The 26,367-nt window shown below is 49.9% G+C and carries 24 protein-coding genes; 11 read left to right on the forward strand and 13 right to left on the reverse strand.

Going from position 1 to position 26,367, the window contains the following annotated elements; genetic code table 11:
* Positions 1 to 9: 9 nt before the first annotated feature.
* Entirely contained in the window at positions 10 to 576 is a 567-nt protein-coding gene (locus QU597_RS00970) for a TetR/AcrR family transcriptional regulator (protein ID WP_310830958.1), read from the reverse strand.
* Positions 577 to 1,235: 659 nt separating this feature from the next.
* Positions 1,236 to 2,123: an MBL fold metallo-hydrolase gene (locus QU597_RS00975; protein WP_310830959.1), complete on the reverse strand. Its 888-nt coding sequence runs from the start codon at positions 2,121 to 2,123 to the stop codon at positions 1,236 to 1,238.
* Positions 2,124 to 2,328: 205 nt separating this feature from the next.
* Between QU597_RS00975 and QU597_RS00980 the strand changes: the two genes are divergently transcribed.
* Positions 2,329 to 3,249, forward strand: a complete 921-nt coding sequence (locus QU597_RS00980; protein WP_310830960.1) for a helix-turn-helix domain-containing protein — start codon at positions 2,329 to 2,331, stop codon at positions 3,247 to 3,249.
* 109 nt (positions 3,250 to 3,358) lie between these two features.
* On the opposite strand, the gene QU597_RS00985 is transcribed toward QU597_RS00980, so the two are convergent.
* The gene (locus tag QU597_RS00985) at positions 3,359 to 3,760 is read right to left on the reverse strand and encodes a type II toxin-antitoxin system death-on-curing family toxin (RefSeq protein ID WP_310830961.1); all 402 of its coding nucleotides are present in this window, start codon (positions 3,758 to 3,760) and stop codon (positions 3,359 to 3,361) included.
* On the reverse strand, positions 3,757 to 4,020 hold the full coding sequence (locus QU597_RS00990; protein WP_310830962.1) for an AbrB/MazE/SpoVT family DNA-binding domain-containing protein: 264 nt from the start codon (positions 4,018 to 4,020) through the stop codon (positions 3,757 to 3,759). The genes QU597_RS00985 and QU597_RS00990 overlap by 4 nt, the downstream gene beginning before the upstream one ends.
* A gap of 306 nt (positions 4,021 to 4,326) precedes the next feature.
* On the opposite strand from QU597_RS00990, the gene QU597_RS00995 reads away from it, so the two are divergent.
* The 3 genes from QU597_RS00995 to QU597_RS01005 all read left to right on the forward strand — a co-directional run bounded on the left by QU597_RS00995 (position 4,327) and on the right by QU597_RS01005 (position 8,089).
* A complete protein-coding gene (locus QU597_RS00995; protein WP_310830963.1) occupies positions 4,327 to 6,507 on the forward strand; it encodes a pectate lyase family protein in 2,181 nt (726 codons plus the stop codon).
* Between the two features lie 176 nt (positions 6,508 to 6,683).
* Positions 6,684 to 7,052 (forward strand): MerR family transcriptional regulator, encoded by a 369-nt coding sequence (locus QU597_RS01000; protein WP_310830964.1) that lies wholly within the window; start codon positions 6,684 to 6,686, stop codon positions 7,050 to 7,052.
* A 275-nt stretch (positions 7,053 to 7,327) separates the two neighbouring features.
* Positions 7,328 to 8,089 (forward strand): SDR family oxidoreductase, encoded by a 762-nt coding sequence (locus QU597_RS01005; RefSeq protein WP_310830965.1) that lies wholly within the window; start codon positions 7,328 to 7,330, stop codon positions 8,087 to 8,089.
* A 54-nt stretch (positions 8,090 to 8,143) separates the two neighbouring features.
* Here the strand turns inward: QU597_RS01005 and QU597_RS01010 are convergent, their stop codons facing one another.
* Positions 8,144 to 8,704: a hypothetical protein gene (locus QU597_RS01010; RefSeq protein ID WP_310830966.1), complete on the reverse strand. Its 561-nt coding sequence runs from the start codon at positions 8,702 to 8,704 to the stop codon at positions 8,144 to 8,146.
* Between the two features lie 172 nt (positions 8,705 to 8,876).
* On the opposite strand from QU597_RS01010, the gene QU597_RS01015 reads away from it, so the two are divergent.
* The 4 genes from QU597_RS01015 (at position 8,877) to QU597_RS01030 (ending at position 11,073) form a co-directional block, all read left to right on the forward strand.
* Complete coding sequence (locus tag QU597_RS01015) at positions 8,877 to 9,056, forward strand: hypothetical protein (protein WP_206102778.1); 180 nt, start codon at positions 8,877 to 8,879, stop codon at positions 9,054 to 9,056.
* 148 nt (positions 9,057 to 9,204) lie between these two features.
* Positions 9,205 to 10,047 (forward strand): aldo/keto reductase, encoded by an 843-nt coding sequence (locus QU597_RS01020; RefSeq protein ID WP_310830967.1) that lies wholly within the window; start codon positions 9,205 to 9,207, stop codon positions 10,045 to 10,047.
* Between the two features lie 172 nt (positions 10,048 to 10,219).
* Entirely contained in the window at positions 10,220 to 10,666 is a 447-nt protein-coding gene (locus tag QU597_RS01025; protein ID WP_310830968.1) for a LytTR family DNA-binding domain-containing protein, read from the forward strand.
* A complete protein-coding gene (locus QU597_RS01030; protein WP_310830969.1) occupies positions 10,663 to 11,073 on the forward strand; it encodes a hypothetical protein in 411 nt (136 codons plus the stop codon). The genes QU597_RS01025 and QU597_RS01030 overlap by 4 nt, the downstream gene beginning before the upstream one ends.
* 57 nt (positions 11,074 to 11,130) lie before the next feature.
* On the opposite strand, the gene QU597_RS01035 is transcribed toward QU597_RS01030, so the two are convergent.
* From QU597_RS01035 to QU597_RS01070, 8 genes are all read right to left on the reverse strand, one after another.
* The gene (locus QU597_RS01035) at positions 11,131 to 11,964 is read right to left on the reverse strand and encodes a TIGR03915 family putative DNA repair protein (protein ID WP_310830970.1); all 834 of its coding nucleotides are present in this window, start codon (positions 11,962 to 11,964) and stop codon (positions 11,131 to 11,133) included.
* A gap of 5 nt (positions 11,965 to 11,969) precedes the next feature.
* On the reverse strand, positions 11,970 to 13,280 hold the full coding sequence (locus QU597_RS01040) for a putative DNA modification/repair radical SAM protein (protein WP_310833197.1): 1,311 nt from the start codon (positions 13,278 to 13,280) through the stop codon (positions 11,970 to 11,972).
* Positions 13,281 to 13,470: 190 nt separating this feature from the next.
* Positions 13,471 to 15,726, reverse strand: a complete 2,256-nt coding sequence (locus tag QU597_RS01045) for an FAD-dependent oxidoreductase (protein ID WP_310830971.1) — start codon at positions 15,724 to 15,726, stop codon at positions 13,471 to 13,473.
* A gap of 31 nt (positions 15,727 to 15,757) precedes the next feature.
* Positions 15,758 to 16,570, reverse strand: coding sequence for a carbohydrate ABC transporter permease (locus QU597_RS01050; protein WP_310833198.1), 813 nt, complete (start codon positions 16,568 to 16,570; stop codon positions 15,758 to 15,760).
* 28 nt (positions 16,571 to 16,598) lie between these two features.
* Positions 16,599 to 17,480, reverse strand: coding sequence for a carbohydrate ABC transporter permease (locus tag QU597_RS01055; RefSeq protein ID WP_310830972.1), 882 nt, complete (start codon positions 17,478 to 17,480; stop codon positions 16,599 to 16,601).
* 259 nt (positions 17,481 to 17,739) lie between these two features.
* Positions 17,740 to 18,537: a response regulator gene (locus QU597_RS01060; RefSeq protein ID WP_310830973.1), complete on the reverse strand. Its 798-nt coding sequence runs from the start codon at positions 18,535 to 18,537 to the stop codon at positions 17,740 to 17,742.
* Between the two features lie 28 nt (positions 18,538 to 18,565).
* Positions 18,566 to 20,338 (reverse strand): sensor histidine kinase, encoded by a 1,773-nt coding sequence (locus QU597_RS01065; RefSeq protein WP_310830974.1) that lies wholly within the window; start codon positions 20,336 to 20,338, stop codon positions 18,566 to 18,568.
* Between the two features lie 219 nt (positions 20,339 to 20,557).
* Positions 20,558 to 21,892 carry an ABC transporter substrate-binding protein gene (locus QU597_RS01070; RefSeq protein WP_310830975.1) on the reverse strand — a complete coding sequence of 445 codons (1,335 nt, stop codon included), beginning with the start codon at positions 21,890 to 21,892 and terminating at the stop codon, positions 20,558 to 20,560.
* 286 nt (positions 21,893 to 22,178) lie between these two features.
* Here QU597_RS01070 and QU597_RS01075 point away from each other — a divergent pair, with 286 nt between their 5' ends.
* The 3 genes from QU597_RS01075 to QU597_RS01085 all read left to right on the forward strand — a co-directional run bounded on the left by QU597_RS01075 (position 22,179) and on the right by QU597_RS01085 (position 26,232).
* Entirely contained in the window at positions 22,179 to 22,367 is a 189-nt protein-coding gene (locus tag QU597_RS01075) for a hypothetical protein (protein WP_310830976.1), read from the forward strand.
* Positions 22,368 to 22,664: 297 nt separating this feature from the next.
* Positions 22,665 to 25,451 carry a glycoside hydrolase family 3 C-terminal domain-containing protein gene (locus QU597_RS01080; RefSeq protein WP_310830977.1) on the forward strand — a complete coding sequence of 929 codons (2,787 nt, stop codon included), beginning with the start codon at positions 22,665 to 22,667 and terminating at the stop codon, positions 25,449 to 25,451.
* 181 nt (positions 25,452 to 25,632) lie between these two features.
* Positions 25,633 to 26,232, forward strand: a complete 600-nt coding sequence (locus QU597_RS01085; protein ID WP_310830978.1) for a lysozyme inhibitor LprI family protein — start codon at positions 25,633 to 25,635, stop codon at positions 26,230 to 26,232.
* Positions 26,233 to 26,367 lie beyond the last annotated feature (135 nt).

Here is a 26,367-nt window from a genome sequence, read left to right on the forward strand (position 1 = left end):
ATGCTTCTCTTATCGAAGCAAGTTGAAAAATTGGTTGGCTGTTTTCGTGATAACAGTTGCATCCTTCAATATTTCTGAAAGAAACAGCGCTCCTTCAAGATTCGTTATAAAAAGTGCCGCTACCTCGTCAATATGAATCGTATTACTAAACTCGCCTTTTTCTACTCCTTGTTTTAGTAATAGAGAGACTTTCATTTGTAATCCTGTAAAAAAGAGACCTATTTTTTCTTTTATGTGCGTAGCTTGTGCAGGACTTTGAATATAAAGAGTAATAAATGGACAGCTACCCTTATACTCTCTTGACTGAACTCCCTGCGATAACTGCTTTAAAAACATCTGGACACGATCTTCAACTGATAATTGGTTCTGAGAAAGTATTTGATCAATTGCACGCTGATACGTTTCAATCCAATAATCAACGACCCCTGCTAACAATTCTTCCTTATCAGAGAAGTGATAATACACATTAGATTTTGATACTTTGCTTACACGTACTAATTCATCCATGCTTGTATAAGCAAATCCTTTTTCTAAAAATAATGTTGCAGCTACTTCAATCACACGTTTTTGATTCATTAATTTTACCTTTGTCATAACTAGAACTATACAGTACTAATTTGTATGTTGCAAGTGAGAAGATAGTGCAACTGAAATTTCATGTTTCTTGGACATGTCAACTATGGAAAAAAAGGGCTAGGGATCAGGGCTAGAGTTGATAAGTAAGCAAGCATAGGCCACCTCCCCAAACAATCTAATCATCACGCGGCGGCGAAGTGTGGTTTTGCACAGTCGCGCTTCAGTTTCCAGAATCCCTTTCCCATCAAGGCTTTAAGGATTTTTTGGGAAAGGGGTTCAACACGCCCATTCTATTCTTACGCACGCTCCTACAACTCCGCCCCCTTATATTCCATGCAGTCGCAGAGGCCAAAAAGGCTGGATCATCCATTTATTATATAAAAGACGGCAAACGGATACGTGAAGATGCCACTGGGCAAAAATTCGAGATTACTTACGATGTAGCCGGAAATCGCACTGAGCTTGTTAGTCATGACTGATTAGGAGTCTGTAATGACGGTTTTTGCTGGCACTAATGGAGCCGGGAAAAGCACAATCAGTTTTCAAATAAAGACACCCTCAGGGGTGTCTTTTGTTTTACTTTTATAGAGTTGTTGAAGGAAAGATTGAGGGAAGCTTTAGTTCATCCAGGAAAATCATCTTTCTCCAATTCGCATCAATTATTTAGCATTCATTTGGGACAGCTCTACAAACTGTTTTTTCATATCCTTCGTCACAACCAGTTCATCCAACTTGATCGTTTCGACACCTTGCGGCACTTCTTTCAGAATCTGATCAATTGTCGGCTCTCCATAGAATATCGCTTCTGGATTGTTACTGAAATGTTGTGGAATGATGACCTTTACATCCATATCGTATAACGATTGAAAAATAGCGGTGTTTTTCAATGTTTCCGGGCCGTATTCTCCCGCATAGGTCAGAACAACGTCCGCACCTTTCACGGCCTTAAGTACCTCTGGCAACTCTATCTTATCCGTCTCCCCCATGTGTACGATCTTGAAATCACCAAAACGAAATACGAATATTTCGTTGTCCCCTAAATTGGATACATGTTTGGAGGGGAACCCGGTTACTTCTACCTCACCGACTGTAATGGGTTCTTTCATCAGGGCAGGAACAAGTCTTTGGGGATCTCCCTTAAGCTGCTTCAAATCCGGAACATGATCATCATGGTAATGGGACACTGTGTAGGCATCCACCTCCATATCAGGAGCTGGACCAAAAAATGCTTTTAATTTGGCCGGGTAGGGGTCGGTCAGGAATGTTGTTCCATCAGGAAAGGTTAAATAAAAGCATGAATTCCCCACGTATTTAATGGTCAAGGGAACATTCTGTGTTGGTTTAGAAGACGGTGCGCTGGTGACAGCGGTTTCCGTGCCAGGTTCACTGCTTGCGGGTGCAGGAGATGATACCTTTGCAGCGGCTGCTTCCGTATTAGGCGTACCCCTTGTTGCGTCAGTTTTCGAACAACCCCCCAACATGGCACAACAGATAAGAATCAAAAGTAACACAGCCAGCACTCCGGTACTTCTTCTTTCAAATTTCATAGTATGACTCCCCTCAAACGATTTATGATACAGAGAAATCATACCTAATCTCCTTTGCAGCGAGAATGGTGTATCCGCAATAGCTGTTTGCTTATAAACAAGTTTTGCACTACACTCTGAAATTCTGCAGATCTATCCCTTAACCCAAAAGTGTTATAAAATGGATGGGGTAAACGACTTACAATGGATAACTGAGGTGAACGCTGTGGATTTTGTAACAACCGGTAGAGAAGTGCATTCCGGGTATCGGCTTCCGTTATACTTTGCTGAACATGAATCATGTATTAAAGATACTCGGGGCTATGGCAGATGGAGTCTGGTGCTGATTGAGAAGGGGTCAGGCATCCTATCTTACGGAGGCTTGCAAACGCCTTTTACTTCACCTGTGATTCTGTGTATTAATGAACATGAACATGTGGAACTGAACGTATCCTCCGGTATATCCATAAAGTCCGTTTATTTTGATCCATTAGTTGTGAATAGCAAATTCAATTTCGAAAATGTCCATAATCCTCATGGTGATTTCTCCGACACTGAAGAGCAGGACCTTTATCTGCTTCAGCCATTCATTAGGAGAAGTCTGGAATATCCCTGCATCTCTACAATAGATACTGCAAATGCTCAACATATCTCTAAGCTCTTGTTGCAGATGAACCAGACACTTGTGGCCCAAAGTGACTTCAATTGGCCCTGTCGCTCCCGCTCGCTTTTACTGGAAGTGCTTATTCTCCTCTCAAAGCTGATCAATCAAGAGGAAAGTCTATCAGAAGCAGAGGATACTGAACCTTGTGATAGGGTAAACGATATTTTGATTTATTTACATACAAACTATTCGAACAAAATAACGCTGAATGAATTAAGCCGAATGTTTCATGTTAACCGGACCACCTTGAATCATCAGTTCTCCCAGCTCACCAATTTGTCTGTCATCGATTATTTGATCAAGTACCGCGTGCAAATAGCCGCCACTTTGTTGAGAGACACCTTGCTTCCGGTCGCGGAGATCATGGAGAGGGCCGGCTTCCACAACACTACGCATTTTTGGAGAATGTTTAAAAAGCATACCGCGCTCTCCCCCTCCAGCTACCGGAAACAAAATTGCTGGATGTATGCTTCAGGTGAATAGTTCTTTCAATTGTAAGAGACAGGGTTTTTAAAAGTGTAAGCTCGGCTCCATATGGAGTAAAGTAAAAGACACCTTTAGGGGTGTCTTTTTTGTTTCATCAAACAAGGGCCTACACTAGCTTCACACAATGCTGCTGGATCATTGCGGCCAGCTCATCAAAACTATATTTATGATTCACCATATCAACAGTAAAGTCTTCCGCTAGCTTGCTCTCCATCTTAAAGCTCAAACCATTATAACGCAAAAAGATTACAAGTGCGGTAAATGCTGTGCGTTTGTTACCGTTTTGAAACGGGTGATTTTGACCGAGGGATTCAAAGAGAGCAGCTGCTTTACCAAAAATAGTAGGATAAGCATCATCACCAAATGCGGATGACCCGGCGCGAAGAACGGCAGATTCCAGCAGGCCGGGATTTTTCACTCCAATCTGCTCTCCTGGACTATATCTCTGTATCATTGCAACATTGATCGCTATAACTTCCTGCGTGGTCAAATAACGGACTTCACTCATCTGTCTTTGAGTCCTTTTAAGGTCTCATCATATTCATTGATAACCTCGGACAGACAATCCATGAAATCTTCACTAATTCCTGCGGGCAATGTGACCTTGGCGGACTTTTTGATAACGATCTCTCCACTGTGGGGATGGACCTCGATTTGAACAGTATCGCCTAACTCCAGGCCAATTTGTTTGAAAGCATCCGTCATGGTAATGCCCAGACTATTCCCGAATTTGGTAATCTTCCGTTCCATTTCAATCCCCCTGTCCATCGTATTGCCTCCTTATCATCCTGTTCAACTGTTATAACAATTATACGATAAGTAATGGAGATGAGAAATTATTTTTTCCGGGAGAGTATCTTTCCCCTGTCATATAATCATTATCACAGAATTCTGCATTAAGCACTCCGATATGAGCAAATGATTGTTTAGGAACCGTTTTGGGGTCTGATATGCTCAGGATGCCCGGATTAGCGGATAAATAGGGAGGTGACAAGAGGAAACCGAGGAAGCCCACAACCTTTTACAAACGGTTACAGGTGTATCTGCAACAAATACAAAACGGGAGGCAGTTAAATGAAGAAAACAATTTCAAAGGTAACCAGTATTGTTATGCTGTTTGCTCTTGCACTAACTTTAATAGCAGGCGGATGGGGGAATACCGTGGCACATGCTGCGGGCCTTACGATCACCGGCAGCGGAGGCTGGAACGAAGCCGCATATGTAGAATGGTCACCGGTTAGTAATGCCTCAGGATACAATGTATATGTTAAACCGGCAAGCGCAGCGGACTCGCAGTATCAGCAGATCCATAATGAATTGATCCGCAAATATGCTTCCTATTGGAGAGCTGATGCAGTAGGGCTGGCAGCCGGAAGTTATGTGATGAAGGTCGAGGCTGCGCTGACAGGAGGAGGGACGGCAAGTGCTGTATCCGATACGTTATCTGTAGCGTCATTTGACCGGTCCGGATTTGCTTTTTCGGCAAACTCTCCGTTAGGCACAGGTTCAGGCGCATATAATGCGAATGGCACCTTGAAAAGCGGCGCTCAGGTTTTGTATATCACCTCCCAGAATGCACAGACCGTAACGCTTCCCGTAAAAGTCAGCAGCTCAGGTGCTGTACAAAACGGCGTGGGTTTGGGCGGGATTTTGACCCTAAGACAAAAAGGCTACGACACCACTCCGCTCGCCATCCGGATTATTGGCAAAGTTACGGCCTCAGATCTGAGCGGGCAGCTGAACAGCAGCGGATATCTTCAGGTCAAAGGTAAAAGTAATTATTCGGAAATGAATATTACAATTGAAGGGATCGGGGACGACGCTTACGCCTATGGCTGGGGGCTGCTTCTGAGATATGTCGGCAATGTGGAAGTAAGAAACCTGGGCCTGATGTTATTCCCGGACGATGGCGTATCGATGGACACTGGGAATGCGAATGTATGGGTGCATAATAATGATATTTTCTACGGATCTGCAGGAGGGGATGCGGACCAGGCTAAGGGCGACGGTTCCACAGACCTTAAGAACGGTTCGTCGTACATCACGATCTCTTACAACCACTACTGGGATTCCGGAAAATCTTCGCTGGTCGGGCTGACCGAGCCGGCGGAATTCTTCGCCACCTTCCATCATAACTGGTTCGATCATTCGGACTCCCGTCATCCGCGTATCCGTGTGGCCTCTGTTCATATCTATAATAACTTCTATGATGGCGTCTCAAAATATGGCGTTGGGGTTACCAGCGGAGGTTCCGCCTTTGTCGAATCCAACTATTTTAGACATACCAAATATCCGATGATGATTTCTCTGCAAGGCACGGATGCTCTGGGAGAAGAGGGCACGTTCTCAGGCGAAAATGGCGGGATGATCAAAGCCTACAACAATCTTGTTGCGGATGCGGCCAGTCTGATTTATGCCAACTCCAATACTGGAACAGCTCCGGCTAACGCAACTTCTTTTGATGCGTACCTGGCATCGGCGAGAAATGAAACCGTTCCGGGCTCATACAAGGCTTTAACGGGCGGAACCGCTTATAACAACTTCGATACAACAGTTAACACGGGAGTAAGTGCATCTGCCGTTGACAGCGTAAGCGCAGTAGAACAGATTGTTACGGCAAAAGCCGGCCGCCTGGACAGCGGAGACTTCGCCTGGACATTCAATGATTCCGTGGATGACGCATCCTATGACCTCAATACAGCACTGATGTCCGCAATCAGAAGCTACACCACCGGGCTTGTATCGGTAGGCGGCAACTCCAGCCCAACGAGCCCGACTCCAACACCAACCGCAACGGCTACAGCTACTTCTGTGCCAACAGCAACTCCTGTGCCAACAGCAACGCCTGCACCAACTGCAACCGCCACGCCAACGGCAACGCCTGCACCAACTGCAACCGCTACACCGACAGCAACTCCAACCACTGGAGCTTACGTGCACAACTTCACCACGTCAGGGACAACAAGCAGCTTCTTTAATATTCAAGGCAATCTCTCCACCAGCAAGGGGACGGTCGTATATAATGGTCTGACTCTAACCCAATGTCTGAAAATCGAGAGCTCAACCAGCATCGCGTTCACTGCAACAAAAGCTTCTACCCTGACATTAGTGTTTAACGCAGAAGGGACCCAGATAAAAGTGGATGGAACAAGCTATCCGATCACAAACCGTATTGCTACTGTGTCACTTGCGGCGGGCGCACATACCATTACGAAGGACAGTACGGCAAACCTGTATTACATTGAGTTAAAATAGAGGGCCGGGAGAAGCATTAGTGGCAATTGAGGTGCCAGCGGCCAGTCAAAAGCAGAAAGCGACCTTTGGGGGTCGCTTTTCTCTATTTTCTAAATATTTTTTGTTGACTTAAACCATGATTTAAGTCGTATGCTATTTGTGTCGACAGTGATAGATCAGATTTGGAGGCCTTCAAAATGAAGTATGTTTCGATTGGTGAAGCTTCGGCCACTTATAAGATTCCGGAATCCACGTTAAGGTATTATGAGAAGCAAGGCTTGCTGCCGCTGATGGAGCGGGATGCCGCCGGGCGGCGGTTGTTCTCGGAAATGCAGATGGCGCTGCTTGAAACAGTGCTTCGTTTGAAGCAGACACATATGCCCATCCACGATATCAGGCAATATATCGCCTGGGTCATTGAAGGGGATAGCACAACTCAGCTGCGGCTGGATATGATGACGAAGCATAAGCAGGCGGTGCTCGATGAGATTGCAATCATGACAGACGCCCTGCAGGGCATTGATTATAAAATTGACCGGTATACAGGGCGGTTACAGAACAAATAGATGGTATATAAATTGAACTTAAAAATGTACATTAGGCAAAAGTGACGGAGGGGGATTTTGGAACTGGAGGAGCGGTAGCGTCCGCCTGAAAGCTTTTCGCAGAAAAGCTCGCTACGGAAGCATAAACTGTCTTCGGATTTCTACCGCTAATAGCGGTTAAAATCAAGAAATCTGAAGATGGGCAGCGGCCGGAAGTCCAAACATTCTCTGTAGTAACGGCTCATCCCCAAATAGAAAAATCACAAGTTTAATCTATATAGAAAAGAGGAACACTCATGAAGCTGACAGGAAACACTATACTTATCACTGGCGGGAGTGCCGGAATCGGGCTGGCTTTTGCAGAACGGTTTATCCGGGCGGGGAATCAGGTAATTGTCTGTGGACGGCGTGAAGAGGTACTTCAAAAGGCGCAGGAACAACTCCCCGGCCTGATTACCCGAGTAGTTGACTTAAATGTGGAGTCCGAACGCATAGCCTTGTTTGACTGGGTCACCGGGACTTACCCGGATGTTAATGTATTGGTGAATAATGCCGGAACTCAGCAACGGTTCAATGTGCTAAAAGCGGATGCCAGAGACAACTGGAGCTACTTCAATCAGGAGATTACAACCAATCTTGACGCGCCTTTCCACCTCTCCCTGCTGTTTGCTCCGTTTTTTGCGGAAAAAGAGGCGGCTGCCATCATTAATGTGACCTCCGGTCTGGCCTTTACGCCGTTTGCCATCGCTCCGATCTATTCCGCAACTAAGGCGGCGCTGCATTCGTTCACGATGAGCCTGCGGCACCAGCTGTCCGGGACATCCGTTGAAGTCATTGAGGTAGCTCCTCCGGCAGTGAATACCGACCTGGGCGGTGCAGGATTGCATACCCACGGGGAACCTCTGGATGCCTTCGCAGATGGGATCTTCAAAGGTTTGGAGGAAGGAAAACAGGAGATCGGTTACGGAACTTCGGTGGACCGCTTGCGCATGTCTAGGGATCAAGTGGACGAGTACACAGCAAATATGTATCAGGCTACGAAAAGTATGATTGAATAAGGAACCAGACGGCTATATAGCAAAGGCAAGGCCCTAGGAAACGGCCCTGCCTTTTTATTTTGTAATAATATCCGCTTGCTTCACATATGTATCATTCCAAAGCTGGGCCTCGATATATCGGTTCTTTTGATCTAAATCTTTTAGGAAGGATGTGATATCGCTAGTCGTTTCATGGATGAACTGAAATAATGATTCTTTAGTAAAAGGGTTCATCCGGTCCGCGGAATCCATTATGGACATACTGTCGCCAAAGGTAAAGCTGATGTCGGCCGGGTCTATATCGTTCAACAGAAGCTTTGTTTGCAGCCCATGGTCAAACCATTGATTCAAATAGGTGCTTTCCCCCAGCACAAAATAAATCGGGTGTGCACTTTGCGGGTTCCCTCCTAAAGCTATAAATGAACTGTAGAGCCACTCCTCTGTGCGGATTCTTTTTTTGTAGTAACCGTCAAAGTCCCTGTCGCAAAACCGGCTAAATGAGGTGAACGTGGTACTTGTATATTGGGAGAGTTCTTTTGCCAGCGAATAAGCATCGCTAACCGGAAGCTTGGTAAGGCTGTCCGCGGGGGAACATCTTTTATCGCAATAATTGGTTATGTACAGACTTTGGGACAACGCGCTCACTCCTAATCACATTTTATGCTGAGAGCCAACTACATCATCTGATGGTTTTCCTTTTTCTTATATTATTTAACTTTTATAAACAGTATAAGCAAGTTTCTCGTATAATGAAGTGAAATATGCTTCTTTTGGAGCAGAGATTCGGAGGAGAAAGGCTGGAATCGTCATGGCAGCGAATTGGTGGCTTGCACTCATTATTATGGTTGTGTTAAACGGAATATTGGTCTGGACGTTGTTTACAGGGCTGGAGCCTATAAGCCGCAAGGCCAAAAAGTGGTTTTTTATCGTCGTGAATGGTATCGGGCTCATTCTGGCGGTTTCCCAATTTTTCTGGATGGATTTTTAGACTGGGTTCGTTAAGCAAGACAGGTCAGCTGGTTCTTCGGAGCGTGCTTCCTTGTCTTGCTTTTAAATTATAACGGGCCGTATCGTATTTTGCCTAAGGGGGCGGGAAGTGCTATGGTTAGAATAACCTAGCTAAGGAGGTAATACAGATGAGCCAGAAGATTCCGGAGAAGGTTTTGAATGATGGCCTGAAGGTGCCAGCTATAGGTTTTGGAACAGCTTTTATTAAGGGGACAGAGGGAGTGAAGGTGCTCACGGCTGCCATTGATGCCGGGTACCGGCTGATTGATTCGGCGTTCAACTATGAGAATGAGGGCATGGTCGGACAAGCTGTCCGCCAGAGTGCGGTGCCGAGGGAAGAACTGCTGATTACTTCGAAGCTGCCGGGCCGTCATCATGCCTACAAGGAAGCACTGGAGACGATAGAGGAATCATTATATAGAGGCGGCCTGGATTACTACGATCTGTATCTGATCCATTGGCCGAATCCTAAGGTTGGTAAGTATGTGGAAGCCTGGCAGGCGATGATCGAGGCGAAGAAGCGTGGCTACATCCGCTCCATTGGTGTCTGCAATTTCCTGCCGGAGCATAATGAACGTATTATAAAAGAGACCGGGGTCGCTCCGAGCATCAATCAGGTGGAGCTGCATCCGCTATTTAATCAGGAGCTGCAGCTTACGAAGGATGCTGAACACGGCATTGTCACGGAATCCTGGAGTCCGCTGGGCCGAGGCCACAGCATGCTGGAGAATGAACAGATTGGCAGCATCGCCGCAGCTCACGGCAAAACACCGACCCAAGCCATACTGCGCTGGCATATTCAGCTTGGCGCCATCCCTATCCCCAGAGCGAGTTCCCTTGCGCATCAGAAGGAGAATCTGGAGATCTTCGATTTCGAGCTGTCGGAAGCAGAGATGAAAGTGATCTCGGCACTCGGCAGGGAAGACGGCCGTTTATGGGGGCAGGACCCGGCAACGTATGAAGAGATGTAAACGTAGAATTAGCAGTATGTCTTAACACCCGGAAGGGTGTTTTTTTATGTTTAGAACAGCGGGTGATGAACGGGGATTGCAACAAAGTTGCTAATTCATGCAAGAAAACGAATAGATTCTGGTAACAGCAAGGTTTTGCTTATATTATGTGTCTTGAGGGGGGAGACAACACGTGGAAATTATTTTTGAAGCGGATGGGACAATAGGTCAAGGCATTGCAAAAGTGACCACCCATCCCGCGGAAACAGAACATTGGGGACAGATTAGGGAGGCCATACATAACTCCGGACACAAGCTTGTAGTTATCCATCCAAAAAACGACCGCAATGTTCAGATCCTGCTCAGCTCAGTTGCAGTGATTGAATCCGAGGACCGGATGAGCAATGTACGTGTGATTACCGGTGAAAGATATCTGCTGAACAAACGGTTGAAGGGGATCGAGGACAGCCTGGAATCGCCGCATTTTGTGAAAATCAATAATACGACGATCATTAACACCAGCTACATCAAAGAGTTCTCATCGACGGATAATGCACGGATCAAAGTAGTATTAACAGATGGTTCAAGTTATTTGGTCAGCCGCTTTTATATCAAAAACTTTAGGGGGAAGCTCTCATGATCAACCAATTAAAGCATTCGTTCTTTCAGGTGTTTACGGTCACCTCGTTATGGGTGACGCTGCTGTTAACTGTTTTTAACGGGGATGAGTTAATCAGTATGCAGTATTTGTGGCGGGTCGCAGGTATTGCGGTTATAGCGGCTGCGATATTCGGGGTAATGTACGATGCGCTGTGGAATCATTTCACGTTCAGGCCGGTTTGGAACATTCTTATTTCGTCGATTCTCTCAATCACAGGCAGCACTGCGGCTGTCTGGCTATATTCAACCGAAATGTTTGAGTTCATTCTCCCCTGGTGGCCCGGGATGCTGTTGTTGACAGTGGTGCTGCACACGATAGCGTTCTACTTCTATGCCAAAGCGGACAGCAGGAAGAAGGCGGAGGAGCTGAACCGGATTATAAAATAGGCATGGGGCAGGGGACGCAGTTTCCAGCCGAAAGGACACTCCATTGGAGTGTCCTGTTTACTGCAATTTCCGCTGCTGCCCGCTTTTCACCCGGCTTGCAGTCTGCCCCTGCCTGGCAGGGAGCGCCGGCAGGGCCGGAGCGTTGCCGTTCATCTCCGGCAGCTGCTTCCAGTAGCGCTTCGGCATCAGGGATGCCCGCAGCCGGTCGTTCTTGCGCTCCTTGATTCCGATGGCGTTGTAGAATCCTTGCCAGAGGCGGCGGTAGGCTGCTTCCGCTTCGTCCGGCTCCGGCGGAATCCATTCCTGCAGCGGGATAATCGCCTGCCTGCCGGGCTGGTGGAGGAGCGCCATCCCATGGGTCTTGTCGTAGATCATGAAGCTCTCATTCTGGAACCGGTCGCAGAAATGATCCTCAATGACGGGAAGGATATACCCCCGGGGTTCAATCACTGCCGCCATGACTGGACCATATACGCTGAACCGCACGAAGCCCAGGTAATGATGCCCTTCCCGCCGGAGCTGCTGGACGGCCTTGTTCAGGGCGCTAACCGTATCGTCGGCCAGCATGTTCATGACCTTGCGGCCATGGGTAAAGCCGAGATACAGGAAGTTCAGCAGCAGCATTTCTTTATCCGCGACATTAGACCAGAAGCCGAGCCGCACCAGCTCCTCCGCCTCGGGAGAGATCTTCAGCGGGATGGAGCGCAGCACCCGGCCGGCCTTGACGCTGTCGGTTTCAATCCATTTGGACTCCAGCAGCAGGCCCTGACCGTCGCCGTCCGAGTGGATGGCCAGCGGAGTTTCCTTCCACTCATAGCTTTCAAACACGCAGCAGAGCAGGCCCTCAAAGCTGCCGTCATAAGTGTAAGCCAGGGTGGTTGTCTTGAACATGACGGCTAGCCCCCTTTCCTGAAGGTGGCCGCTCTGCCTGCCTCCGGCAAGGCTGCCATATAGCTGTCGTCGAAGAAGGACAACTGCTCCACCTCCGGCTGCTGAAACTGGGCCAGCTCCTGCCCGGACATGAGTGAACGAAGCAGGGTATGCTCGCCCACCTTTAGCCCCTCCAGCGGTTTGCCTTTGCAGGTAATGAAGAACTGGGCGCGTTTGAGCACCACGCCGAGCTTCTTCAGCGCGTAGAAATCCAGGCTTCCGGCCTTGCGCGCCTTGAGAATCCGCTGGGCGCTTCTTACGCCGATGCCGGGCACGCGCAGCAGCGTCTCATAGGGAGCGCGGTTAATCTCCACGGGGAACTGCTCCCGGTGGTTGATGGCCCAGCTGCATTTCGGGTCCAGCAGCGGGTTGAAGTTGGGCGCGGCTTCATCCAGCAGCTCCTTAGCTTCAAAGCCGTAGAAACGCAGCAGCCAATCCGCCTGGTAGAGCCGGTGCTCCCGCAGCAGCGGCGGTTTCGTATCGAGTGCGGGCAGGAGCGAGTCCTCGACCACAGGGGTATAGGCAGAATAGAAAATACGCTTCAGCCCGTACTTCTTGTACAGGCCTTCCGTAAGGTTCAGAATCTGATAATCGGTATCCGGAGTTGCGCCGACAATCATCTGGGTGCTCTGACCGGCAGGCGCGAAGCGGGGAGCATGCTTGTATTTGACGAGATCCGAGCTGTTCTCGGTGATCTTACTTTTGATGAGGCCCATCGGCTTCAGAATGGATTGTTTGCTCTTATCCGGAGCCAGACGGTTGAGGCTTTCCTGGGAGGGCAGCTCGATGTTGACGCTCATGCGGTCGGCAAGCAGGCCGAGCCGGGACAGCAGCACATCGTCTGCGCCGGGTATGGCTTTTACATGGATGTAACCTCTGAAATTATAGACGTTACGCAGCAGCTCAAGGGCGGCAATCAGCTGCTCGGTGGTATAATCGGGACTCCGCATGATGCCGGAGCTGAGGAACAGGCCCTCTATGTAATTGCGGCGGTAGAACTGCATCGTAAGATTGGCAATCTCCTCGGGTGTAAACGCAGCCCTCCGTGTAGGATTGGATTTACGGTTCACGCAGTAGGCGCAGTCATAGATGCAGCCGTTAGTCATCAGTATCTTAAGCAGGGAAATGCAGCGTCCGTCTGCTGCGAAGCTGTGGCAGATGCCCATGCTGACCGCATTGCCCAGGCCTCCGGGCTGTCCGGAACGGCTTGCCCCGCTTGAGGTGCAGGCTACATCATATTTAGCCGAAGCTGTTAAAATTTCAAGTTTCTCCATCATATCCACGGAAACACACTCCTCATAAGGAGAAGTATATACCGAACAAATGTTCCTGTCAAAGTCACTCTGAGGCTGATGAATGTAACAACGAGCTCACCAAAAGGAGCCTTGCTGCAGGACTGCAGCGGGAGGCTCCTTTCTGCTTATAGGAGTTGTAAATGCGGGTTCTTGCATCCTCTATCAACGGATATTAAGCATAGGCGCGGACTTCAATAATCTCTGCATACGGGGAACCATTAGTTGCTGTAACGACTACCCTGACAGCCCGGGTCTCAAGGGGGGCTTCCAGCAGATGAACCCGTCTCCGCTTCCGGTTGTTCTGCTCACTAAGCACGGTCACCCAGTTTCCCGTATCATCCAGCCATTCGAGACGATAGCTGCGGACCAGTTCGGGAATCACTTCGAAAGGGGTGCGGTGATGATGCAGATTGATCAGATCCTCATTCACATCATCATTAAAGATAAGCTGAATTTCCCGGATCTGCTGCTTCTCCGCCCATTCCAGGGCAAGCCAGGGCTCTGTATCCTGCTCAAGAGATTCCGAGAGCCAGATATGCGGTCCGCCATACGGTCGCCGGTATCCGTCTATTACATGCTCCGGCCGGTAGGCGCTTGTAGGAAAGGAGGTACGCAGGCAAAAGACCTTGCGGACCAGGCGTTTGGTGCTCCATTCCACCACAGGCTGGCTGCTGTCGTGGTCTTCCAAATCCTTGGAGACCCCGGGAGCTGCCCCCCGCTCCAAAGCCAGCAGTCCGCTCAGCGGCTTACCGCTAAGATACAGCTGAATGGCAGGATTCCTGCGTACGATGATAAAGGCATTTTGAGCCTCCGCCGGTGTCCAGTCCAGGCTGACGGGTACCCATTGCCTGTCTCCTGCGCCTACAGATACTTCAGTCTCATATTCCAGTACAGCGGGCACGTAATTTTCCGGCCGGCCGGTGCTCCAGAGTTCAACCTTCAGCGTCGTATCCTGTGCCGCATCCAGCAGCCAATCTAGGGTTCCGCTTATCCCCGGATCAGCGGGAAGCAGCATGGCAATGTCATGCTCCAGGGGATACCTTTCCTCGCCTGCCTCGATGGAGATCCCGGACAGGAAGGAGGAGGCGGACACCTTGGCCTGGCGGGCCAGGTCGGCATCATCACAGTTGACCAGGCCGAGCACCGAAGCATCCTGCTTCAGCAGTATCTGCTGCAGGGCCTTCGTGTGCTCACGCGACAGCTCTGCAGGCGTTAGGCCCTTATCCACGCAGAGTGCTGCGGCTGTTCCGGCTGCCTCGCCCATGACGGCGCAGGTAGCCATGACACGCGTGGTCCCAAATGCGACATGGGTCGCGCTAATGTTGCGCCCGGCAAAAAGCAGATTGGACACGTTGGCCGAGTACAGGCTGCGCAGCGGGATATGGTAGTTGCCGTCGGCATGCATATGCTTCGAGCCGCTGGCTGCCGCATACATGCCCTGCGGCGGATGCAGATCAATCGACCAGCCGCCGAAGGCAATCCGGTCCTCAAACAGCGTCTGGCTGATAATATCATTCTGGGTCAGCGTATATTCTCCGGTGAAACGGCGGTATTCCCGCTTGCCCGGCTGAGAGCCGACCCATTCAAGGGTCATGCTGCCGGCATCGAATTTACCGGAGTTCTTGATGTAATCCCAGATTCCATAGATGACAGCCCAGAGCTCGTCACGAATCCGTTCGTTGTCGTGTACAATATCCAGCTCCCCGCCCCATTCGATCCACCAGTAATGGCAGCCCGAATCGCCGCTGCGGATAATCCGCTTCATCGGGATATTCGTCTGTGAAATATCCTTGGCGAAGGATGGCGGAACGAATCTCACGGGGTGGCCGGCATCCTTGGTATAGAAGAGCAGCGTACTGCCGAGTGTAATGTCGTCGGCTGTCTCCGGAGCCCATTCTTCATTATATTCATGCCGCGCTTCCCGGCCGATCCGGAATTTGGCCCCGGCCAGGAATCCGATCAGGCCATCGCCTGTACAATCGAGGAAGACCGGACTCTCAAAGCGGATTCTCCGCTCCGAGCCCATCATCCAGCCGGTCACCGCCTGGATCTGCCGCGCGTCTTCTTCGCCTCCGGCCTCTACTTCATGCACATCCGTATTGAGGTAGAGTGCAATATTGGGTTCGGCGAGGACGGTTTCCAGAATAACCAGATCCCACAGATAAGGATTGCCGTCCGGATTGCGGTACTGGTTCTCTACGAACAGTTCGCCCATGATTCCCGTCTCCCGGGCATAGCGGTTCGTGCCGTGGGCAGTTGCCCCGCATACCCATACCCGCACCTCGCTGCTGGAATTGCCGCCCAGAACGGGACGGTTCTGAATCAATGCCACCTTCTTGCCTAAGCGGGCGGCGGCAACGGCGGCGCACACCCCTGCCAGTCCTCCGCCCACTACCGTAACGTCACTGCACACTTGCTCCATTTTCATAACTGTTTCGCACTCCCTTCATGCAGATTGTTCAGCCTTTTACCGCCGAGCTTGCCACACCTTCAATAATATATTTCTGGCCGATCAGGAATACGAGGATCATCGGGATAATACCGGCGGTCGCTGCCGCCATCATTCCGTTATAGTCCACGTTATTCTCAAGAATGAAATTCTGCAGTCCAAGCGGAACGGTGAACAGATCATGGTCGATCAGAAAGACGAGCGCATTCTCATAGTCATTCCAGTGCCACGAGAAGTCGATAATCGCCAGGGTAGCCAGAGAAGGTTTGGCCATAGGCAGGATAATCCGCGAGAAAATACGGAAATGTCCGGCCCCGTCGATAAAGGCCGCTTCAGAAATTTCCTGGGGAACCGAGAGGAAAAACTGCCGCATCATAAATACCCCGAAGATGGTGAACATCCCTGGCAGAATAAGCGCCCAGTGAGTGTTGTAAATCCCGGCCCACTCGAACATGATGAATTTGGGCACAAACAGCACCTGTGGGGGAACCATCATCATGGATAAATACACCATGAACATTGTATTCCGGCCTTTGAACTCAATTCTGGAAAATCCATAGGCGGCTAATGCGGACAGGCAGACAGCGCCTATGGTGCTGAGCACGGCAACCTTCAGTGAATTCAGGTAATACAATACAAAGCTGTTGTCACCCGTCCAGACCTTCACATGATGGCTCCAATTGAAGTGAGCAGGAATCCACCGGATCGGATACTGGAATACCTCCGCCGGGGTTTTAAATGAAGTACTGATCATCCACAGAAAGGGCACGATCATCACGATGCTGAAGAATAGCATAATAAGCGTGGCGATACACTTATTCATTATGGTTTTATTCAATGCTCTCAGCTCCTTAGTAGTGAACCCAGCGTTTCTGGCCCAGCCATTGAATGACGGTGAAAATCATAATAATCACGAACAGGGCCCAGGATACGGCGGAAGCATAGCCCATTTCGTAATAGCGGAAGGCATTCTGGTAAATGAAGAGGGATAACACCGTCGTGCTGTTCCCCGGTCCGCCCTGGGTGATCGCCTGAATGATCCCGAACTGCTTAATCGTCATAATCAGTCCGGTAATCAGCAGCAGAAATGTCGTTGGACTGACCAGCGGCCACAGGATGCTGCGGACGGTCTGCCAGGTGCGGGCCCCGTCGATACGGGCGGCTTCCAATAGTTCGGTAGATACTTCCTGCAGGGCAGCCAGATAGATGATCATGTTGTAGCCGAGCATAAACCAGATCCAGATGATGTCGATGGCGTACATCGAGGAATCCATAGTGGATAACCAGCCCGGAGGATTCGTTATGCCGATGGAGCGCAATATGCCGTTGATCGGCCCGTTATTCGGCTGGAACAGCAGCATCCAGACGAAGGCTACGGCGACTCCGCTTGTAATGTAAGGCATGAAATATAAGGCGCGGAGCAGCTTTTTCAAATATACGGAACGGTTTAAAATCACGGCCACAATGAACGCCAGCCCGATAGAGACAGGTACAGAGAGCAGAAACAGCAGCGTATTCTTGATTGCCGTATAAAAGATGTCATCGCCAAGCATTCTTTTAATGTTGGCCATGCCGGTAAATTTGGTATTTGGATTCATAAATTTGTAATCCGTGAACATGAGGTAGAACGAATAGATGGCTGGGATTATAAAAAATAAAATCACGCCAATCATATTTGGCCCGATAAAAAGATAGCCCAGATACTGCTGCCGTTTCATCCAAGATGCCTTCACATAGCCCCACTCCTTTTGGTCTTTTGCTTGCATTTCAAGCATACCAAGCGGGCGGAGGAGGGATAAGGAACAAAACCAATGACTTCATGCTACAGAAATATACATTTTCCCTGGCGGAAATCCGTAGTTTTGTTCTATGCAAAAAGAGGCGCCCCGGACGGCCGCAACGGCCCTGGGACACCCTATTGAAGGAGAAACGGACAGCATATTGATTGAATTTGAATACTTGAGATAAGGAAAGGAGTGCAGGAGGGGGATTTTACATCCTGATTGGCTGCTGCTTGTCTTTGTTTGCCTGTCTGAACTGGCTGGGCGTCTGCGAGGTGAGGCGCTTGAATATTTTGATGAAGTAATTATCGTTGACGAATCCGACCCGGTTTCCGATCTCGTATACGGGCATGTCGGAATGAAGAAGATATTCTATCGCCTGATTGACGCGGATTTGGTGCAGATAATGGATCAGGGTCTGCCCGGTCTTCCTTTTGAAAAGCGTGCTGACATAATTCTCGGCCATCATGACATACTGGGACATCGACTTTACAGTAATATCCTGGTCATAGTTGGCGTGCAGGTACTGCAGAATCTTCTGGATTTCCGGATGGGAGGTGACCTCCTCAGGAAGCAGGGGCGGCGGCTCAGCGGATGAGCTCCGGGTATCCCTGCCTCCGGCCGGACTGGGCTTCGGCAGTTCCTTGCTGATCTTCTGCAGCGTCTCGCGCAGCGAATTCACACTCATGGACAGCTTCAAAATATAGTTGGAGGCACCGTATTCCATCGCCTGCCGGACATATTCGAAGTCGCTCATACAGGTAAGCATCACAAAACGGGAGGAGTAGCCTTCTTCCCGGGTTCTTCGGAGCAGCTCCACACCATCCATTTCCGGCATGATGATATCGCTGATGACCAGGTCAGGCGTATCCTGGCGGATCATGTCCAGCGCTTCTGCGCCATTTCCTGCTTCTCCGCTGACGGTAAAGCCCAGCTCTTCCCAGGCGATGATCTCCCGTACCGATTCCCGCACAAATACCTCATCCTCGACCAGCAGTACTTTCCACATGCAGATAACCTCCCGGGTGTACATGATATTAAGCCGGATGCTCATTGCCATAAGGTGTAGACAACAGAAATGGAATCGTGAACCGGACCATTACGCCTTCACTGGAGGAGAGAACCTCAAGCGACCCTTCCCCGCGGAACAGCAGGCGGAGCCGCTCTTTAATATTGGTTAATCCGATGCCCGGACGCTTGCGCGGTGCCCGGTTCATGCCAGCCTGCTCCATGCCGACTCCGTTGTCCTTAATCTCTACAATCAGTCTGTTTCCGTCGCGCCGTAACACAATTTGGATGAGCCCGTTACCCGGCAGTGCGGTAATCCCGTGAACAATGGCGTTTTCCACGAGGGGCTGAAGACTCAGCTTGGGCACAAGCGCATAGAGGATGTCCTCCTCATAATGATAGGTCACTTCGAATTTATTACGGTAGCGGAATTGCTGAATATGAACGTAAGCCTGCACCAGCTCGAGCTCATCTTTCAGGTGTATCAGATCCTTGTCGGTATTCAAGCTGGCTTCCAGCAGCCTGCCGAGGGAGAGGGTCATGTTCGTAATGTCCTCATTATTCTCGCGGATCGCCATCCATTTGATCGTATTCAGCGTATTCAGCAGGAAATGGGGATTTGTCTGCGCCAGCAGCATTTGAAAATGCACGGCTTCCTTCTGGCGTTCCTCCGCCTTCAGCTTCTGAATCAGCAGGTTGGTGTCGTCGAGCATCGTATTGAAGCTCCGGGTCAAATCGAGAATCTCACCGCTGAATTTATGTTCCGGCAGGCGGATTTTCAGGTTTTTTTGCACGGCAGCCTTCATCTTATTCTGTAAATGGGACAAGGGACGGGTAATGGTCGTAGAAATGACCAGCGTGATCATCAGAAAGATTCCCGTCAGGGCGAAGAAGGTAAGGAAGTACTGCTGTTTCAGCCCTTCGATCTCAACGAACAGCACAGACAGGGGAATGCGGTTTACGATATACCAGTCCAGGGACTCCACATAAATATAATTAATCAGGGAATTAGAAGCCTTGTCGATAAAATACTGCTGCCCGGGATGTTCGGCGATCCTGGCTTTGACTTCCTCTGCGAGCACGCTGTCCGGGACAGACTGGGAGATATTTTCCCCCGAGCGGGTGATCACGAAGTACTGCTGCTGCAGATCAGACTGCTTGTGAATGGACCGCAGCCAATAGGAATAGTCGATGCTGATCCGGGCCATTCCGTAGGTCTGATTCTGCGTGTCCTCTAAATAAGCGTAAAGGGACAGCAGATATGCGCTTGTGGAAACATCCCGTAACACATAATTACCGTCACTCGGAACCCAGTGGTAAGAGCTTGTATTCATCAGGCTTCTGTTAAAGCCGGGATTGTTGCGCAGGTCCTTGTAAATGAGAGCGTCTTTTGGCGGATAGGAAGTGTATACGCTTTCATTTAGATCCAGAATCATAAAATAAACCGAAGGATTATAGAGAAAAAAGCTGTTGTTCAGATTTTTGAAGATGTTCTCCATCAGCCGTTTGTTCTCCAGCACATTGCGCTGTTCGGGATGAATCAGCACCGACTTAACCGTGTCGTCCTGCTGCAGAAAGATGAGTGTCTTAAAAGCGATGCTGATCTGATCCTCCAGTGTGCGGTACATCTGCTCCAGCTGGTAATGGCTTTGCTGGCTAATTTTTTTCTGGACCAGGGTCTCAATGCGCTGGAAATTATACAGATTCAGGGCACCAAAGGGCAGCAGAATAAGGCATACAAAGGCAGTAAACAGACGGTATTTCAACTTCTGAGGAACCAGAAAACGGATTAGTCTGGGCACCCGGACGCGACCTCCCATGCGCTGCAGTATGGTAAACGGTTCAAGGCATGCTTTGCTTCAAATTATATCATATAAAAAAATCCGCACAGCCGTTATTTAAAATTGCATGGTTTTGTTGCAGAGACTCAGTCCTCTCACTGAAAAAAGCAGAGATATGTTCTATCGGCCTGGCTTGACAATATAAAAAAGAGCGGGCTATGCCCGCTCTGGTAATCCTCCTTATTTGTTCTGTTTCAAATAGTCATTATGCCGGCTTACCATTGCCTTGATGGTCTGATCAAGCGATTGTGAGCCAAGGAAATATTTCTCATACTCTTGGGCACGCAGATCCATAACCTCCTGCGGCAGGCTGCGCACATAAGTCGGTGTAGTATTGTCGAACATGACGTACATCAGGGAATCGAGATCATAGGTGTCGCTTTTTTCACCAAGGAGACTGTCCAGTGCTTCTTCCTGGTTGGCATCCTTGGATGCCGGCAGTCTTCCGCCGGCGGCCATAGGCGCCATGCCTCCGTCAGCATACCACTTCAGGAATTCCCAGGCGGCTTCCTGATGTTTGGATTTGGCATTGATTGAGATATAGTCACCCAGGCCGCCGCGGGTCACATATTTGTCTGCACTCTCGGCAAGCCGGGGGACAGGGGCGAAGGCAATTTTGAAATCACGGGGGAAGTCCGTGAAGTTATTTGAGCTTCTCAGCAGCCATGCCCCGATGTTGAGCATAGGCACCTCACCGCTAAGAAACACCTGTTCAACCGGCATCTTAGAAGTTAATTGCTCGCCGAGCGGCGGTGTAGTCTTATCGTCGACCATCATCGCATTCAGCGTTTCCAGCCATTTTTTGACGAGGGGATGATCCAGATTGGAGCTGCCGTCCGCCTTTGTATAGCCCTCTTGGGACAGCACAGAATCAATAGGGTCGACATAGGGCTCCATATTCTGAATGAATCCGTAGCCCGATCCTGTTCGGAGCTTCTTCGCATATTCGCGCAGCTCATCCCAGGTCCAATCCTTCGGGACCGGCAGATTCGCAGCGTCTAACGCATCTTTGTTGAGTGCAATGAAGTACGAGCTTTTCGTTGTAGGGACACCGTAGTACTTGCCGTCAATTTTCCAGCTGTCCGCATCTGCGCCCATTTTTTCATCGATATTGTAGTCACTGAATTGGCTCAGATCGAGCGCCAGGTTGGACTCTACCCGTTTTGCGGCGTGGGAGATTGTATAGTTCACGAATAAATCTGCATCCTGCCCGGTAATCATTGCAGTATCAAGCTTGAGGTTCCCGTCATCGTCATTTACGAAGCGGACATATTCCACTTGAATCTCAGGATGCGCCTTGTTCCAATTATCGATAACCTCCTGCGGACCGGATTCCGGCGGCACACCGCCCCACATCTTAAGCGTAACCGTGTCTTTTGAATTGGAAGAACCATTACTGCCAGCGCTTTCATTATTTGAGGCGGATGAATTGCTGCCGTTGCCGGAACATCCCGCAAGCAGCCCCATGAGCAGAACCAGCGATGTGAATCCGGTGAGCCAATGTTTCTTTTTCAAAAGCGACAACCTCCCTGTGTGAACCTTGTATTGTCGTTGCAAATCAAGAATAGCAGATCAGGAAAATCGTCAGAAGTAACAAAATAACGGAGAATATGGAACATAACTTTTCAATTATCAGGCCGTATTCCGCGGAAATGCATTAAAACGTTCTATTTCATCTCCGGCATAGCAGAGCCGTGCAGCAAAAATGTAACCGCATACCTGCTTATGCTATAATAACAGTTAATAGAGATAGAATTAAGCATCGTAAGCTGTGCAAAAATAGACTGGGAGTGTTGCATAAATGAGAGGATATAATATCTGGCGGCCGCTTATGCTGATTTTGGTCGCACTGGTGACGAGGACCCTGGTGAATACGATATGCCTTATGTTTGGGATGACACCGGAGTCGGCAGGCAGTGTAGCGATGATCGGGATGATTATTGCTGCGCTGGTTATGTACAACCGGATGATGAAGAGCCGCCGCAAATAAGAGCGTACTGTTCTGGACTGCATTTACAAGCACGCTCCCCGAGCGGACCTTATGTTAACGGCATATCTGAATAACCTTGGAGCGATGTTTAATCCTCAGCCTGACCGGGCTGGGGATTTTGTCTGTTTTTGAAGAAACTGCTGTTAAATTCTATCAAACCTTTGATTCTTGTAAGGGGATTCTTTATAGTAATAGGTAATGCATAGGTTCGTGGAAAATTAGAATTTTCGGGAGGGCTGTACCGCCTTGCTATAGAACCTGCAATGGATAGCGACATGAGAAACGGGAGGAAGCAAATTGAGCACAGATAAAATTGGAGTTCCATTAGAAGGCTTTGCTGAATTCAGCAGAGTAGTGGCTGCAGAAGGCGCAGTCCTGTTGAAAAATGAAGGAAATGTACTGCCGCTCCGCAAGAACGAAACCGCTTCAGTTTTTGGCAGAACCCAAGTGAACTATTACCGCAGCGGTACAGGATCTGGCGGAAGTGTGCATGTGGCGTATACGACGAACCTGCTGGACGGGCTCCGCAGTAAGAAGAATATTAAGGTTAATGAGGAGCTGGCGGCGGTCTACGAGCAGTGGATCGGGCAGAATCCGTTCGACAACGGCGGAGGCGGCTGGGCGGCAGAGCCTTGGCACCAGAAGGAAATGCCTCTCTCTGATGAGCTGGTGCAGCAGGCCAGAAGCCAGTCGGAAAAGGCGATCATTGTCATCGGCCGTACCGCCGGAGAAGACCAGGATAATGCCGACGAGGCGGGCAGTTATCAGCTGAATGATGAAGAAAAAGCAATGCTGAAGCAGGTTACGGCGTATTTCGAGCAAACCATTGTCGTGCTGAATGTGTCGAACATTATCGATATGAGCTGGCTGAACGATGAAAGCTATGCCAACCCGATTCCTTGCGTGATTTATTCCTGGCAGGGCGGGATGGAAGGCGGTAATGCGATTGCCGACGTGCTGGCCGGAGACGTAACGCCAAGCGGCAAGCTGACCGATACGATTGCTTATTCCATCGGGGATTATCCGTCAACGGTCAATTACGGCAATGAGTTCACCAACCTGTATCAGGAAGATATCTATGTGGGCTACCGTTATTTTGAGACGTTCTGCCCGGAGAAGGTTCAATATGAATTCGGTTACGGGCTGTCGTATACAACTTTCAGCGTGGAGCCGGAAGAAGCGAAGCTGTCCACTAAAGACGGCAAGACCTATGTGTCGATTAACGTAACCGTAACCAATACAGGCAGCGAGTATGCCGGAAAAGAAGTCGTACAGGCCTATTATGAAGCACCGCAGGGCAAGCTGGGCCAACCGGCCAAAGCACTGGCGGCCTTCGGGAAGACCGGTGTGCTGTACCCGGGTGAATCAGAGCGGCTTACCCTCAGCTTCGCCCTCCATTCCATGGCTTCTTATGATGACGCAGGTGTGACGGGACATCCGTCCGCGTATGTGCTGGAAGCCGGAACCTACCGTCTATATGCGGGAACCAGCGTGAAGAAGGTACAGGCTATTGCGGTTGAAGGCAAAGAAGGCTACATTCTGGAGACGCTTGAAGTGGTAGAGCAGCTGCAGGAGGCGATGGCGCCGACCCAGAGCTTTACAAGAATGATGCCGGGAGCCCGCAAGGCAGACGGCACGTATGAACTGACTTATGTGGAAGCGCCGAAGCGGAAGGTTGATATGGCGAAACGCATTGAGACTAATCTGCCGCAGACATTGCCGCAGACCGGCGATCAAGGCTATAAGCTGCGCGATGTGCAGGAAGGCAAAGCCAGCATGGAGGCATTCATCGCCCAGCTCAGCGATGAGGATCTGGCTGCGCTGGTGAGAGGCGAGGGCATGAGCAGTCCGCTCGTTACGCCGGGTACGGCTTCGGCTTTTGGCGGCGTGAGCGATCAGCTGTTCAGCTACGGGATTCCGGTAGCCTGCACATCGGACGGCCCTTCCGGTATCCGTATGGACAGCGGGCAGAAGGCTACCCAGGTAGCCATCGGTACGCTGCTTGCGGCAACCTGGAATGCAGAGCTGGTCGAAGAGCTGTACATCATGGAAGGCCAGGAACTGCTTAGAAACAACATCGACACCCTGCTGGGACCGGGTCTCAACATCCGCCGCAGCCCGCTGAACGGGCGGAACTTTGAATACTTCTCGGAAGATCCGTTTGTTTCCGGAGTATTCGCTGCTGCCTGCACCCGCGGGATTCACAAGGGCGGTTCCAATGCTACGCTGAAGCATTTCGCCTGCAACAATCAGGAGAAATACCGCAGCAAGGTTGACGCGGTGGTGTCCGAACGCGCCCTGCGCGAGATTTATCTGAAAGGCTTCGAAATCGCCGTCAAGGAGGGCGGTGCGAACTCGATCATGACCTCGTACAACCCGGTGAACGGCCACTGGGCGGCGTCCAACTATGACCTCAACACCACGATCCTGCGCGGGGAATGGGGCTTCAAAGGCATTGTGATGACCGACTGGTGGGCGGTTATGAACGATGTTGTTCATGGAGGGGCTCCAGACCGCAAGTTTACGAACTGGATGGTCCGTGCCCAGAATGACCTGTACATGGTGGTCAGCAACTATGGTGCAGAGACCAATGCCTATGGCGATAATACGATCGAATCCCTGGCGGACGGTACGCTTACCCGTGGTGAGCTGCAGCGCAATGCCATCAATATCTGCGAGTTCATTATGCAGGCACCGGTGTTCTCCAGAGAACAAGTGATTGAAGAGACAGTGGAAGCTTTCACTGCTAATCCTGCACTATCAGAGGAGCAGGCACAATCCGTGTCCGGGCAAGGGCAGATCAGGCTGGCGGCTGAGGGAGGGACCCTCATGAAGGTTGAACAGGCCGGTGTATACCGGCTATTCGCCCGCGTGATGTCCCCAGACACTGAGCTGGCGCAGAGCGCCTGCAACGTGACCCTTAACGGCCAGGTGCTGACAACCGTTCAAACGAACGGGACGGATGGCAATTGGATTCAGCTGAAGCTGGTTAAGGCTGAGCTGGAAGCAGGCCTGTATGAAATGAAGTTCGAGCATATTAAGCCGGGCATGCAGATTGAATGGATTGAATTCAAGCAGGTGTAGGTTAGGCCGCAAATGATATTATAAGACAAGCTCCAAGACACCCTGGCCTCGTCCCGGATGTCTTGGGGCTTTTCTGTTGAATTCATAAGATAAAGCAACAATCCGCCTCCAGTTTCGTCTTAATGATATGGCGGCCGTACTCTGACATTTGACTATAACTCTAAGGGAGCTGAGAGCAGATATGAGAAAAGCAATGCTTTTGACGATATTCGTATGCGGTTTGGCACTTGCCGGCTGCAGTAATAGCACGGATACCAATAACGGTTCTGCCGAATCAAGCCAAGCTGTGCAAGAGACTGCAGCACCAGCGTCTACGGCACCGGCAACTGCCGCGCCTGATAATGACCAGCCAGAGGCAACTACACTACAAACAACTGCTCCCGCGGCTTCTCCAGCTGCCGGACAGCCATCGGCTGTTTCCGGTACACAGCAGGAGTATATCGCTAAGCTGGATGCTGTAGAAGCCGGACTCAAGGATCTGCAAAGCTTATATGATTCCGGGGTAACAGCATCCATGAGGGAGGCTGCGGATGAAGAGTACCAACGGTGGGATAAGGCATTAAATGAAATTTATAATGTGCTTAAGCAGCAGCTGTCTGCGAGCGAAATGGCAGAATTGAAAGAGAAGCAGCTGGACTGGATCACCTACAGGGACGAAACAGCTAAGAAAGCGTCATTAGAGTTTGAAGGCGGCACCATGGAGCCGCTGGAATACACAGCTGTGCTGGGAAGTGTCACGAAGGACAGGTGCTACGAGCTGGTCAAGTTGTATATGAAGTAAGACAAAAGATAAACAACATGTAGAAGACAGTGAGGCTTGAGATTTAGTTCTTTAAGAAATCCGATTATTACATATCGGGTTTCTTTTATGTTCTCCATTAATTAGACTTGCATTTTTGTTAAATTTTGGAAATAT

The organism is Paenibacillus pedocola (assembly GCF_031599675.1).
GTDB classification, from domain to species: domain Bacteria; phylum Bacillota; class Bacilli; order Paenibacillales; family Paenibacillaceae; genus Paenibacillus_AQ; species Paenibacillus_AQ pedocola.